Origin of the sequence: Paenibacillus sp. FSL H7-0714 (genome assembly GCF_038003765.1) — a bacterium.
GTDB lineage: Bacteria > Bacillota > Bacilli > Paenibacillales > Paenibacillaceae > Paenibacillus_AQ.
In genome coordinates this window covers 5,832,344-5,846,493 of sequence record NZ_JBBOPT010000001.1, presented here as the reverse complement: position 1 = coordinate 5,846,493, position 14,150 = coordinate 5,832,344, and the positions used below count along the sequence as shown (strand labels likewise).

Below are 14,150 nucleotides of genomic sequence, written 5' to 3'. Positions count from 1 at the left end.
GTCGTTTCTTCTTGAAATATAAGAATGTATAAGTTTCACGCTATACATTATCCTTATATTTCTCGCATAAACGCTGACCGTCTATAAGAGACGTCGAAGGCGTTTTTGCTTGCATCCTCATCTTAAGAGTTTCTGGCTAATAGAAACATGGTTCATATTTAAGAATGATGTAGGCATTTTTTAGCGAATGTAAAAAGCCGGTTCAGGGTGTAATGATTTCAGTTATACTTGCTTTACACATCTTTCTATTATATAAGAAGGTGGTTCTCATGAATCGAAACTTTCGCTTAGTCAGCCGTTATCGCCATCTTCCGCTCCAATTTAAGCTGTTGTTATGGTTCGTCCCCCTGCTTCTGGTGACCATATTCGCTATGGGCTGGAACTCGTATCAGATCTCTTCACAGCAGGTGGTGGAGAAAATGAAACAGTCGCAGGATCATCTTACCAAAAAAACAGCAGAGCAGATCGATGAGATGGTGCGAGGCATGATTTCTTTTTCGAATACACTCTTTCTGGATGAAAGTGTGCAGCGGCTCTTAGCATCGTCTGAAGCACAAAAGGAACGTAATTCTGTATTTAAGACCGTTACCAATCTTATGGTTGCAGGCAATTCAATTCAATCGCTGATTCTGTATTCTTTAGACGATAACAATGGAGCAGAGCCTTTTGCTGCGAATCAGGCAGGATTGACGACAGGTATGAAGTACTCAGATTTTATCAAAACCTCGTATTATAAAGAAGCTATTAAAGCAGCAGGTAGCCCAACCTTTGGACTCTCCAGGCCGACTGACGGCATTTTTGTAGGCGATCATTATCATAAGATTGTGCTTTCCAGAATCATCATGAATATTTACACCTTAAAGCCGGCAGGACTCGCTGTGATCGGTGTGGATGCAGGGAAGATTGGGAGCCAATATCTCGACAATGCTGAAGATGATGTAGATATGTTCGTAATTGATCGGGATGGGCTGATTATTACGGCTTCGAATCCGAGCTGGATTGGCAAAAGAGATCTGGAACTTCCGTATTTTGCGGACAGCGACCCTAAGCTGACTGTGAAAAAAAGGCTGGAATTTACAGCGGATCATAAACAGTGGATTGTGTCGCATCTGCAGTCGGAGACGACAGGCTGGTATGTGGTGGTGGCTCATTCCAAGCGGCAGCTTGTTAAAGAGCTCGGTCAGATTTTACAGGTCACGATGACGATTGCTGTTCTGTGTTTAGTAGTTAGCCTAATGGTTACCTGGCTGGCAGCTGCCGCTATCACGAAACCACTGAAGAAGCTTTCCCGTTCGATGCGCAGACTGCAGACAGGTGATTTTACGCAGCGGGTATTTTTTGAAGGAAATGACGAGATCGGCTTACTCGGGCATGGTTATAATCTAATGGTGCAGCGGATTAAATCGCTCATCAATGATGTATACGCCTCAAGAATGAAGCAACAGGAGGCAGAGTTGAAAACGCTTCAAGCTCAAATCAGGCCTCACTTTTTATATAACACGTTAAATACAATCTGTTGGGAAGCTGAGAAGAAGGGAGATAAAGAAATTGCCGATATGGTGTATTCTCTCTCTCAAGTGTTCCGACTGAGCTTAAATGATGGACGGGATACGTTTACTTTGGAGCAGGAAGTAGAGCTGGTGACCAATTACTTGTTCCTTCAGAAAAATCGCTTTAAGGAGCGTTTTGAATTCGAAATTTCTCTGGATGAGAGTATCAAGGATTTCACAGTACCAAAGCTGCTGCTGCAGCCACTAGCCGAGAACGCAGTGATTCACGGGATTGAGCCGCTGTCTGGAAGCGGGCTGATATCCGTTCGAGCTTACCGTATAGAGAAGACTATTGTGCTTGAGGTACAGGATAATGGTGCAGGGATCACGGCAGATAGACTTCTAGAGCTTCATCAACGTTTAGCAAGGGGAAATTCTTTACCTGAGGAAGACAATGTTGGACGCACAGGATTTGCGCTCATGAATGTGCAGGAACGACTGGCCTTATTTTTTGCAGGAGCCTCTTTACAACTAGAGAGTGTGGAAGGGGCAGGCACACGTATTATTATTCATATCACTGTGGAGGGGCCATAAATGATGAAGCTGCTGATTGCTGAAGACGAAGATACGATCCGTGAGGGCATTGTGAATATGATTGATTGGAAGTCACATCAGATTGAGGTCATGGGTGAGGCGGGGAACGGAAGTGAAGCGCTGGCTTTGATGGAGAATGAACAGCCCGATCTTTTGTTAACGGATATTCGTATGCCACAAATGGGTGGTCTCGAGCTGATTGAAGTCGCACGGCGTAGAGGTTACGGCTTCCGGTCGATTATTTTATCCGGGTATAACGAGTTTTCTTATGCGAAGCAAGCGATCTCCCTGGGTGTTGTTGATTATGTGCTGAAGCCATGCCGACCTGAGGAAATTCTGAAGACGGTACTGAAGGCCAAGGAACTTATTGAAAGACAACGATATCAGGAGGATGAACAGCTTAAAAGAGATCGTTCTTGGCATAAAAATGCACCGCTTGTCAAAAGCCAGGTTCTGTCTCAATGGATTTATCATCCCCCGGTTCCGCTAGAACGGCGACAGGAGCTGATCGGAGAGTTATCTATGGCGATTGGCTTTGAAGGACCACAAATTGGTCTGGTCAGCTTTGATTTTGATCCACCCTCCGCTACAGGAACAGGACAGGATTTTGTACTTCTACGTTACGCAGCGTTAAATATTATCAGTGAGACCTTGTCGCCTATCTATAGAGGAAAAATAGAGACTTTTCATGATGGCAATAACTTGCTATGGATTGGCAACGGATTAGCCGGAACCGATTCTCGCAAGCTTTACCGAGCACCCCTCCAATTGAAAGAGCAGATTGAGAAGTTGCAGAGTAATTTGGAGAAATATCTCAAACTGTCAATCAGTATTGCCGTTGGCTCCTGTCGTTCGGATATTTCTGAAGCGCATCTGTCGTATAAAGAAGCCCTTCAGGCGATGGAATCGCGATTTTTGAACGGAAAAGGTGGTGTCTATTACTATACAGAAGGAACGGGAGTAATAGGTGGCGCTCCACAGGAAATCGGGATTTTAGATGATTCTGAATTAAATGTGCTGGAGGATGAAATGCTTGTGGCGGTGGGGGCTGGGAGCAATGAGCTCGCACTCGATCTGCTGGAGAAATGGCTGGATCGTTTTCGTAGCAATCCGGGATGTCTTAAGCAAGAAGTGAATATTCGGGCAACTGCTTTTGTAGTTCGATTAAAGAGACTCGCGCAGGAAAAACAAGTCGCTGGCTTCGAATGGAAGCAGCATTTGGTCAATTGGATGGAGCAGGCTCCACAGATAGAGACGTTGGAAGAATTGTCTACGATTTTGAATAAGGTCATGCAGAATGTGGTGGAGGCTTTTTCTAAACATCGTCCACTACATCGCACAGTAGTCACTGCTATGGAGATCATCCGCAATAAATACAATACCAATCTGACACTAGAGTATGTCGCGAAAGAAGCCTATGTTTCTAATACTTATTTAAGCTCACTTTTCCGTCAGGAGCTTGGTGTGAATTTTCTCGATTACTTGCACCAATACCGGGTAGAAGAAGCGAAAAAGCTGCTCCGCCAAAATCTAAAGATGTACGCCGTTGCCAAATTGGTAGGGTACGGTGAAGAGCGTCACTTCAGTGCTACTTTTAAAAAATGGACTGGACTTACACCTTCACAATATCAAAAGGGATTAGGGAAGTAGGGGGGATTTGTTATCTACTAGGCTCTGTGTGGTTAAACTCTACATATAGCTAAATAGGAGGTAACCGAGTTATGAACCCCAAATGGTGGAAAGAAAGCGTCGTGTATCAGATTTATCCGATCAGCTTCATGGACAGTAACGGAGATGGAATCGGAGATTTGCAAGGTATTATATCCAGACTGGATTATTTACAGGATCTAGGTGTAGATGTGATCTGGGTCTGTCCTATTTATAAATCACCTAACCATGATAACGGGTATGATATCAGTGATTACTGTGACATTATGAAGGAATTCGGTACGATGGATGATTTTGACCGGTTGCTCAGGGAGTTGCACGCACGTGGAATGAAGCTGATGATGGATTTGGTTCTGAACCACACGTCACATGAGCATCCTTGGTTTGTAGAATCCAGGTCTTCGAAGGACAATCCTAAACGGGACTATTATATTTGGCGAAAAGGTAAAAATGGCGGCCCCCCGAACAACTGGGAGTCTTATTTCAGTGGCTCGGTATGGGAGCTTGATCCGCGGACGGATGAATATTATCTACATCTCTACTCCAAATACCAGCCCGATCTGAACTGGGAGAATCCTGTGGTCATTGATAAGCTGCATGAAATGGTGGAGTGGTGGCTGAAGAAGGGTGTGGATGGATTTCGTTTTGATGCGATTGCACATATCGTGAAGACGAAAGGGTATCCAGATGCAGACAACCCGAACGGAACACCTACGGTAAGGGCCTATGGTATGTTCTCCAATCTGGAGGATGTGCATACCTTGCTACAGAATCTATACGATAAGGTGTTATATTTCTACGATATTATGACGGTAGGAGAAACCTCGGGACTCGGACCAGAGCAGGCGCTGGATTATGTAGGTGACGGACGCCGGGAGCTGAATATGACTTTTCAGTTTGAACATATGTTTCTGGATGCCGCTTCGCCGGGTAGTGGGAAATGGGATGTGGTTCCCTGGAGTCTACTTGAACTGAAAAAGATCATGAGTAGCTGGCAGACAGTTTTACATGAGAGAGGCTGGAATGCGAACTATTTATGTAACCATGATCAGCCGCGTTCGGTGTCTCGTTTTGGGAACGATCTCTTTTACAGGATTCCTTCTGCAAAAATGCTAGCGACCTTCATTCATATGCTGGAAGGCACTCCTTACATTTATCAAGGAGAAGAAATCGGCATGACGAATGTCTGTTTCGATTCCATTGATGAATACCGGGATGTGGAGACACTTAATTATTATGAAGAAAAGCGAAAAAACGGTGTTCCAGAAGAGCAGATTATGTCTGCGATTCATCATAAAAGCCGGGACAATGCCCGTACCCCCATGCAATGGGACGATGGACATGCAGGTGGTTTTACAACAGGGACGCCCTGGATTGAAGTGAATTCCAACCATATGGAGATTAATGCTGGCAATGCGGTTAAAGATCCGGATTCTATCTACAACTACTATAAACAGCTGATAGCGTTAAGAAAAAAATACAAGGTGATTGTGTACGGCTCATATGAGCTACTGCTTGCAGAGCATACTGAGATTTATGCGTATACCCGAACTTTAGAGGATCAGCGATTGTTGGTTATTTTGAATTTTTTTGATAGAGAGCCTGAATTCGAATGGCCAGCGGGGTTCGATCCAGATCAGCTGGAGCTATTAATCAGTAATTACCCGCAGTCAAAAGATCAGGATATTCGTTCTTTCAAGCTTCGTCCTTATGAAGCAAGGGTCTATTTGCAGCAGCGTGTGTAAAGGAAGTTTCAATAAGAGTTGTCATTAAAGCCCAAGAGGTCAAGATGATGACTCTTCTTTGAGTTTGTCAGCAAAAGACTGTACAATGGCGATACATTAGCATACATGAAGTGGAGTTGCGGGATGACGCCTGTAGGAGGAGAGGAGAGACAACATGACTGAATGGTATGAAAAGAGCTTTGGTGAGGACTATCTGATCGTATATAAGCACCGGGATTTCGGTGGAGCACGTAAAGAAGTAGATCAGATGATCGCCTGGCTGAGACTGCCTCCAGGTTCGAAAGTACTGGATTTATGTTGTGGGATGGGACGTCATTCTCTGGCACTTGCGAAGGAAGGATACGAGGTTACCGGAGTGGATTTGTCGGAGGTCTTGTTGCGTGAAGCTCGATCTCAAGTCGGGGCGGAGAAGGTAACCTGGATCCGTTCCGACATGCGTGATTTACCACTAGATGGAGGATTCGATGCCGTAGTTAATCTGTTCACTTCTTTTGGTTATTTTGAAAAAGATGAGGAGCAAGTAAAGGTTCTGCGTGAAATCTATCGTCTGCTGAAGCCAGGTGGCAAGTTCGTTATTGATTTTTTGAATCCTGCGCATGTGATTCGTCATCTGGTACCGCATTCTACGCGTGAGGACGGAGAGAATTTGATAGATGAGTCACGCCGAATTGAGGATGGTTATGTGAAGAAGGACATCATTCTAACTACTAAGAATGACCCTACGCCTCGTCAATATCATGAGCGTGTGAAGCTTTATTCACTGGAGGAGTTCAAGGAAATGATTGAGAAAGCGGGCTTGCAGCTCGAAGCTGTACATGGCAGCTATGAAGATGAGGTTTATGATGCAGAAAGGTCCACGCGGATGATCTTTGGTGGAACACGTCCCTAAATGGTTTCCGGAAAAAGATTCAAAGGTGGTGAACGCTCCATGTCTAAGGCAGAGATTACTTCATGGGACAAGAACATTCTCCAAGTCTCGGTACCCATGGACTCGCCTCTTCGTCAAGTGAACAGCTATATTCTTTCGGACGAAGATGGCAGAGTCACTATTATCGATCCGGGTCCGCGCAGCCCGGATACAGAGAATTGCTGGCTCGGCATTCTGCAGGAGCTGGACTTGTCGTGGATGGATATTCGGGATATCGTCGTCACGCATCATCATCCCGATCATTATGGATTAGCCGGGTGGCTGCAGTCACAGAGTGGCTGTAAAGTGTGGATGACGGAGCGCGCCCATGCGGAGGCTAGGTTGATGTGGGGCTTGGGCACTGGTGAAGATCAGGGGAATGACATGGATGAAGATACGGGAAATGGCGTAGACAATGATGTAGGCATAAATGAGATCTTACCGGATTATTTCATCCGGCATGGGATGACGGAGCAGTGGTCGAACGGGATTAAAGCCCACTTGGAAAGCTTTAATTCCCAAGTGGAGCCGCAGCCTGCCGTTTCTTATTTCAATGTGGCGGAGCCCTTCAAGATGGGCGACCGTGAATGGCAGCTCATTATTACCGGCGGACATGCACCGGGGCATGTGAGCCTGTATCATGCTGACAGCGGGCTTATGATCTGTGGGGACGCTGTGCTCCCGCAGATCTCGCCCAATGTCAGCCTACTGCCAGGCAGCGATCCACAGCCGCTGCAGACGTTCCTTCAGGGGCTGCGGGAACTGGGCAGCTACCCGGTCAGCATGGCGTTCCCGGGTCATCGCGAGCCCTTCGCTGGCTTCGCGCACCGGGTAAGCAGCCTGCTCGCTCATCATGAGGAGCGGCTGGATACAGCGGCGGCGCTGCTCACCAGCGGTCCGCTCAGCGGATTCGCGGTGTGCGAATTCCTGTTTCGCAGCCGAGTAACGACTGTTCATCAGATGCGCTTTGCGATGAGTGAGACCCTGGCGCATTTGGCGGAATTAGTGCGCCGGGGACGGGCAGTCATGCTGGAGGCAGACGGCGGTTATTTATTCGCCGCAGCTGAAAGTGTTGGAGAACATATTAGCTAGCGTATCTTGCAAGATCGAATTGTACTGAAAAGTATAACTTGTTAAAGAGCAGTCCTGATTGTGGGGACTGCTCTTTTTGTATTTGAGTAACCTTGTCCCTCCGTCCCTCTATTCATCCTTCGATCGCTTCCATATTCATGCGTTAGCGTATGTATTCGGACTCAAGTGACGCTATTCGTGGATTTTGGGGCTTTTGAGGTTAGTATCGGACCGGAAAGGCGTTATTACTAGTGCAGAGTAGTGGTTTTGGTCATTTTTGAGCGAATAGTCTCTGGAGACCGAAAGTGTTCAAATTTAGGGCGATTTATGAGTATAGCGTCTGCTGAGTCCGACAACGTGTGCGAAACGCTTCTTATGTAGATTAACTAACTGTTGGTAGCTATTAAAGGGAATTTCACCCTATAATTTTGGATTTAATGATTCTAGAGCTGTTTATAGGGAATTTAATTTCTCCTTATAATTCTACTGATTTGGCTATAGATTGAGATTTTCATATAGATTATAAGGGAGGATTTCCCTATAGCCAACGAGCCCCTGCAGAAGCACCATCGTAGAACTCCTCGTCCGCTACCCACAAAAAAGCGATTGTCTCAGCAGCCCGCAGGGCTGTGAAACAATCGCTTTTTCCTCAGAGTTTCATATAGTCGATCTGAAACTCATCATTCAGGTGTACCTAAAACTCCTCACTCCGGAGTTTCATCATATTCCGCAAGTTTCCTAGCGGCCTCTTCTCGATCCTCTGGTGTGTGAGGCAGATCCAGCTCAATTTCGCGCTCCGCTTGCTTGCGGTGTGCGATTCGGCTACTGGCTGCCGCCGCCACGGCTCCAACGATGTCGTCGAGATAGGTGTGGATTTGTCCGGTACTTTTGTCATTTAACCTTTGAAGAACGCCTGGCTTCAGCTTGTCCACATAGCCATAGTTGGTAAATCCGATACTGCCGTATACGTTCACGATAGAGAAGGCAAGAATCTCATCTACGCCGTACAATCCCTCGTCATTTTCGATCATATCTTGAAGTGGGGAGAACAGCTTGCCCTCTTCTGCCATTACATCTAATTGAATGCCTGTTAGTACAGCATTTTGTACTTCTCGCTTGCTAAGCACCATCTCTACATTATGGATACATTCATCCATCGTTAAATTCGGATAGTATTTCTGTTGCAGGAACATAACGAGTTCCGCGATTTCTTCCAGGGTTACTCCACGCTTGTTCAGCCAGAATTTGGTCGCATCTGCGACGGCCTTGCTGTTCAGACTGTACGGAATTTTTTCGATTTTGTCATCAGCCATGTTCAGTCACCTCGTTGTTTAGTAAGTCATTTCATTACAGCAAACGTTAGTATGATGTTAAGGACTGTTGTTACCTCAGATTGTACGTTTACTGGAAGTATTTGTCCAGCGAGGGAAGTTTCAGCGAACTGAAATCCAGGCCCTACTTGAGATGAAGAAGTAGTTCACAGGCTTTTCCAACAATTTAGGATAAGCTGTTGTTATTTTTTGGACAAAGGTCTCGTATACATAGCAGTACAAATGATATCTAACCTTGAAAGGGGTAATAAATGATGAAACCTATGCAACAAATCCGCGGAATCTCCGCAGTATGCTTACTCGCAGTTCCACTGGCACTGTCCGGCTGTGGGCTGTTTGGTTCAGAATCGGCATCGATTGATGCTCCGCCACCAGAGGTTGAAGCACAAATGTTACAGACTAGTGGAAATACTACGTTGGATTCAGGTGTATTCGGTCCTGTGACACAGGATGATACACAGACAGCGGTTAAAGGCAGCACCAAAACTTCACAGGGCAATGCTTCCGGAGATCGCACAACTGTATTTTTGGAAGATGGTAATGGATTACTCGCTCCTGTATCCCTAAGCTTGCCAAAGAGCAAAGATTCCAGCGCACTCAAAAACTCGTTAATGGCATTAGTGAGCAAGGGAGAATATGCCTCATCAGTGCCTGAAGGTTTCCAAGGCATTCTTCCAGCTGGAACGGAAGTCAAAAATATTACGATAGACAAGTCGAACTCAGCTGTTGTCGAATTTAATTCAGAATTCAATAACTATGATCCTTTAGAGGAACGTAAAATCCTCGAAGCTATCACTTGGACGCTGACCGGTCAAGATGACATTAAAAGCGTACAACTCTGGGTAGATGGTAAAAAGCTCACAGAGATGCCGCTTCAAGGAACTCCGCTGGATCGTCCATTATCCCGCACAATGGGCATAAACTTGCCGAAGCAAGGTCCACTTCTGATGAACTCCAGTGCGGTTACTGTTTATTTTTCCACAACATCTCCTGACGGTATCCAATATTATGTACCTGTAACCCGCTTTGTACCCGCCGGACAAGAACAGCTGACCGCTGCTTTGAACGAATTGATTGCAGGTCCTGAATCCGGAAATGGGCTGGAAATGGTCATGACACAGGGAACGATACTTGATTCCGTTGATGCTGGGCAGAACGGTGTAGTTACCGTGTCCTTGACGGATGATATGTTCACAGATGGTAAAGGTGTACCCGCTGAAATGCTGGAATCGGTCGTACTGACGGTTGCGCAAAATTCGGATGATTCTCTGGTACAAATTCGCTTAAACGGCAAGGAATCGATTACGGATACAGATAATGTGGACTACAGCAAACCTGTTTCCGCACCTGAATATTTGAATGAGATCCCGTTATAGAATGACCCTGTAAGGTTTAAAAGATGCTTTTGTGCCTCCTCTTTGGTAGAATAAAAGTTGCTCAAAAAGACGTTACGTCCCAAGCATTGTGCTACTCGGTATTTATGACGGGGAAATGGGACTCACGCTAAACTTTTAGCTATACGATGTAGGAGGCAGAAAAGATGAGATCAAACGGGCGAAACGACGACCAATTACGGCCGCTGACAATAACAACCCAAACGAATAAATATGCTGAGGGCTCCGTGATCATTGAAATGGGAGATACCAAAGTCATTTGTACGGCTACTGTGGAGGAAAAAGTGCCTCCGTTTCTTAAAGGGCAAGGAAAAGGCTGGGTAACCGCTGAATATTCGATGCTTCCTCGGGCAACTCAATCCCGTAATCAGCGTGAAGCTGCACGTGGTAAGCTTACCGGACGGACTATGGAGATCCAACGGCTGATCGGACGAGCGCTTCGTTCCGTAGTGAATTTACATGCGTTAGGCGAGCGTAGTATTACGCTGGACTGTGATGTGATTCAGGCGGATGGTGGTACGCGGACCGCTTCGATTACAGGTGCTTTTGTTGCTATGGCATTTGCTATTAACAAAATTGCACTTCAGCACAAGTTGCCTGTGTTTCCTATAACAGATTTCTTGGGGGCAATCAGTGTCGGTGTTGTAGGGGATAAAACGCTGCTCGATTTGAATTATGAAGAAGATTCCAAAGCAAAAGTAGATATGAATGTAGTTATGACTGGCGGCGGTGCCTTTGTTGAACTTCAAGGGACTGGCGAAGAAAGACCGTTCACTCGTCAAGAGCTGGATCTTTTGCTGGGTCTAGGTGAGAAGGGAATCTATGAACTGATTGCTGCGCAGAAAGAAGCGCTTGGAGCGATTGCTCTCAAAATCCCTTCCGGCCAGCCGGGCCAAGAGGTGTAGCATGAAGTCTGACGGCGGTATTCTTATTGTTGCGACGAAGAATAAGGGGAAAGTACGCGAATTCGAGCATGCTTTTGCCCCGTTAGGGCTGACAGTGAAAAGTATGTACGACTATCCGGATCTGCCCGATGTGGTGGAAGACGGAGCCACTTTTGCCGAGAACGCCTTTAAAAAATCCAAAGCCGTAGGTGACGCCCTTGGAATCCCGGTACTCGCTGATGATTCGGGTCTTTGCGTAGACGCTTTGGATGGCCAACCGGGTGTGTACTCTGCACGTTACGCAGGGGAAAATGCAGGAGATGAAGAGAACAATCTGAAGCTGCTTAGCGAACTTGAGAAGCTAAAACAGGGCGAGGATACCGGACAGCCTTTGCTAAGTACAGCTCGGTTTGTCTGTACATTGTCCTTATACGATCCAAGCTCAGGACGGGAGTTAACCGCTGAAGGTGCAGTGGAGGGATGGATCACATCCGAACCTGCTGGTGGTGGAGGCTTCGGCTACGATCCGTTGTTTTACTTGGCGGAATATGAAAAGACAATGGCCGAGCTAACGCTCGAAGAGAAGCAGCGGATTAGCCACCGAGGAACTGCGCTAAGGTCGCTGACTGAGAAGCTGGCAGCTGCAGATGACTTGAATTCCTAATCCTAAACCTCTATGCGTCGCATATGAGATGAAATAAAGAAGCTTGCAAATCCAAGATACATATCTTGGTTTGCAAGCTTCTTTTGGTTTATTAGGTGAAACTTATCATATTAATGGATTAGTTCAGCTTCCAGAGTGCAGGTGTTGCTGTCGGTTCCCAGCCCAGAAGTGAAGTGTGGGGCTGCAGACATGTATACGTTAACCCGTTGTAGCTAACCTTATCACCCGCTTTGTATGCTACTCCTGCTGCCCAGGCAGATATTCCCGGACTCGGTGTTGCAGTTGGCGTTGGTGTTACGGTTGGTGTTGAAGTAGGTACTGTAGTTGGTGTCGGCGTTGGTGCAACGGTTGGCGTTGGAGTAGGTGCTATAGTTGGTGTCGGTGTTGGTACAACGGTTGGTGTTGGAGTAGGTGCTATGGTTGCAGTCGGCGTCGGTGTTACGGTGGGCTTCGGTGTTGGCGTTGCGGTTGGCGTCGCCGTTGGTGTTGCTGTCGGTGTCGGTGTTGTCGTAGGTGTAGGTGTAGGCGTTGGAGTGATGCCTCCATACAGTTTGTCGTATTCCTGCTGGGACGAGCTTCCGTTCAGCGTAATTCGCTGCGGACCACCCGAGAAATTCAGCTTCATCATGCCTGGAACTTCCAGTGTGGCTCCGTTTGCAATCGTTTGAGATGCAGTCCCGGTAATACGATAGCGATTAAAGTCCCAATCCGTAGAGATTTGCTCTACAGTACCGGCTCCCCATGCAGAGGTCAAGGTTGTTGTTGTCGGTAGATCGAATTCCAGCTTCCAGCCACCGGAGATATCCGCGCCTGTGTTATTCGTTATTTTCAGGGAGTAGGTATAATTCGGATGATCGTAAGCGCCACTGAAGCTAAGACTGAAGTTCGTAGGTGCAGGTAGTTGTGGCTTCGGAGTTCCACCTGGCAGAGAGGCTGTCTTAAGCTGGTCATAGGCAAAATCGGTCAACGAGTTGCCGTACGTGTAAGTGCCATCACTCTTTTCAGAGTAGTCGCCGGTCAGTTCCCAGAACATCATCCCTCCCAAGCCTTTTTGCTTGATATAATCCAGTTTGTAGCCGAGTGACTCCTTATCTTCATACGTAAGAAAGACCTTCTTGTCTGCGTTGAACAAGTATGGAGTTTTGGTAACAGGATCGAAATAACGTTTGTTCGCTGGATCTTTGAGCAGATTCAGCACATGCCAGATTGGATTTGCGCCAGCCGGCTGCTCTGGTGCAGGATCATTCCAGATTCCGTATACGCCGTCGGCTCCACCTCCGGTTGTAGGAGCTGTACCATAAAGACCGGTGTTGTTGATGCCTCCATTTACATTCTTCCAGCCACGTGAGTAATAAGGAACTCCGATGACGATTTTTTCCGGAGGAAGCGTACCCAAATAGTATCGAACGGCCCAGTCGGTATTCAGAACCGGAGTACCCAGCGCAGCTGTTTCAGTATCACGAGAATCCGGGTACAGGGCGGAATGCGGCCCAACATATCCATTCCAAGCGCCGTGGAAATCATAGGTCATAAGGTTCGCCCAGTCCAAATACTGGTTAGCTTCCCCTAGCTTCATTCCGCCCAGAATCCAAGAGGAGGCGGTTGCGGCGATGGTTAGGTCATATTTCTGATTGTCCTGTGCGCCTGCCTGATCCAGCTTTTCACGAAGCTTTTTCATGAGGAGAACATAGTTGTTGTAATTCACTGTGCGCAGCGGCTCAGCCACACCGAAGTCATTCGGGTTACCTGATTGACCAGTACCAGATGGGTACTCCCAATCAATGTCCACACCGTTGAATTGGTAGGTACGTAGAAAATCCACAACACTGTTGGCAAAGGTCTCGCGGCCAGTTTCCGAATTGGCCATGTTATAAAAACCACCAGAACCCGACCAACCACCAACCGAAATCAGGGTGCGGACATCGGGATATAACTGCTTATACTTTACGAGTTGATTAAAATGTCCTTTATACGGCAAATTAGTTAATTGGTCAGGGTAGTCTTTTTCGATAGCTGCTGTACGGTCCATCAGATCAATCTTGTTCGTTTGAGGGTTTACCTTGGCGAACGCATAGTTAATGTGAGTGATTTTGCCCCACGGTATTTTATCGACAGTATAAAATCCTTTGTTCTCCTGATCTCCCCACTCCGGGAAGTAAGCTACAATTTTACGCGGATGATCTGCAGCCGGAGCTGGAGCAGTAGGCGTCGTCCCTGCTGCTAAGGCTACTTGCGACGATCCACCTGCACTTGTGTAAAGTGGAAGCAGAATGATGGCGCTCATTAAGGCCGCAATGTAGCGTGCGGATTTACTTCGCCTATTACGTGTACTTATGTTCATTTAACATTCCTCCAAAAGGGATAATATAACTGCGGGAGTAGATTAGGAACGGTGATCCTTT

At 46.7% G+C, this 14,150-nt stretch carries 10 protein-coding genes; 8 read left to right on the top strand and 2 right to left on the bottom strand.

Annotation, left to right across the window (positions count from 1 at the left end):
• The first annotated feature begins 269 nt into the window (after nucleotides 1-269).
• The 5 genes from NST34_RS26225 to NST34_RS26205 all read left to right on the top strand — a co-directional run bounded on the left by NST34_RS26225 (nucleotide 270) and on the right by NST34_RS26205 (nucleotide 7,496).
• Complete coding sequence (locus tag NST34_RS26225) at nucleotides 270-2,084, top strand: sensor histidine kinase (protein ID WP_076300463.1); 1,815 nt, start codon at nucleotides 270-272, stop codon at nucleotides 2,082-2,084.
• Nucleotides 2,085-3,734, top strand: a complete 1,650-nt coding sequence (locus NST34_RS26220; RefSeq protein WP_341129073.1) for a response regulator — start codon at nucleotides 2,085-2,087, stop codon at nucleotides 3,732-3,734.
• A 71-nt stretch (nucleotides 3,735-3,805) separates the two neighbouring features.
• Nucleotides 3,806-5,497: a glycoside hydrolase family 13 protein gene (locus NST34_RS26215; RefSeq protein ID WP_341059632.1), complete on the top strand. Its 1,692-nt coding sequence runs from the start codon at nucleotides 3,806-3,808 to the stop codon at nucleotides 5,495-5,497.
• A 154-nt stretch (nucleotides 5,498-5,651) separates the two neighbouring features.
• The gene (locus tag NST34_RS26210; protein WP_076286049.1) at nucleotides 5,652-6,386 is read left to right on the top strand and encodes a class I SAM-dependent methyltransferase; all 735 of its coding nucleotides are present in this window, start codon (nucleotides 5,652-5,654) and stop codon (nucleotides 6,384-6,386) included.
• A gap of 39 nt (nucleotides 6,387-6,425) precedes the next feature.
• Nucleotides 6,426-7,496 (top strand): MBL fold metallo-hydrolase, encoded by a 1,071-nt coding sequence (locus NST34_RS26205; protein ID WP_341129072.1) that lies wholly within the window; start codon nucleotides 6,426-6,428, stop codon nucleotides 7,494-7,496.
• Nucleotides 7,497-8,179: 683 nt separating this feature from the next.
• On the opposite strand, the gene NST34_RS26200 is transcribed toward NST34_RS26205, so the two are convergent.
• Nucleotides 8,180-8,788 (bottom strand): phosphatidylglycerophosphatase A family protein, encoded by a 609-nt coding sequence (locus NST34_RS26200; protein ID WP_076286050.1) that lies wholly within the window; start codon nucleotides 8,786-8,788, stop codon nucleotides 8,180-8,182.
• 272 nt (nucleotides 8,789-9,060) lie between these two features.
• On the opposite strand from NST34_RS26200, the gene NST34_RS26195 reads away from it, so the two are divergent.
• From NST34_RS26195 to NST34_RS26185, 3 genes are all read left to right on the top strand, one after another.
• Entirely contained in the window at nucleotides 9,061-10,182 is a 1,122-nt protein-coding gene (locus NST34_RS26195; protein ID WP_179085838.1) for a GerMN domain-containing protein, read from the top strand.
• Between the two features lie 164 nt (nucleotides 10,183-10,346).
• Nucleotides 10,347-11,105: a ribonuclease PH gene (gene rph, locus NST34_RS26190; protein ID WP_076286052.1), complete on the top strand. Its 759-nt coding sequence runs from the start codon at nucleotides 10,347-10,349 to the stop codon at nucleotides 11,103-11,105.
• 1 nt (nucleotide 11,106) lies between these two features.
• Nucleotides 11,107-11,748, top strand: coding sequence for an XTP/dITP diphosphatase (locus NST34_RS26185; RefSeq protein ID WP_076286053.1), 642 nt, complete (start codon nucleotides 11,107-11,109; stop codon nucleotides 11,746-11,748).
• A 118-nt stretch (nucleotides 11,749-11,866) separates the two neighbouring features.
• Here NST34_RS26185 and NST34_RS26180 read toward each other — a convergent pair whose 3' ends face one another.
• On the bottom strand, nucleotides 11,867-14,089 hold the full coding sequence (locus NST34_RS26180; protein ID WP_341129071.1) for a glycosyl hydrolase family 18 protein: 2,223 nt from the start codon (nucleotides 14,087-14,089) through the stop codon (nucleotides 11,867-11,869).
• Nucleotides 14,090-14,150 lie beyond the last annotated feature (61 nt).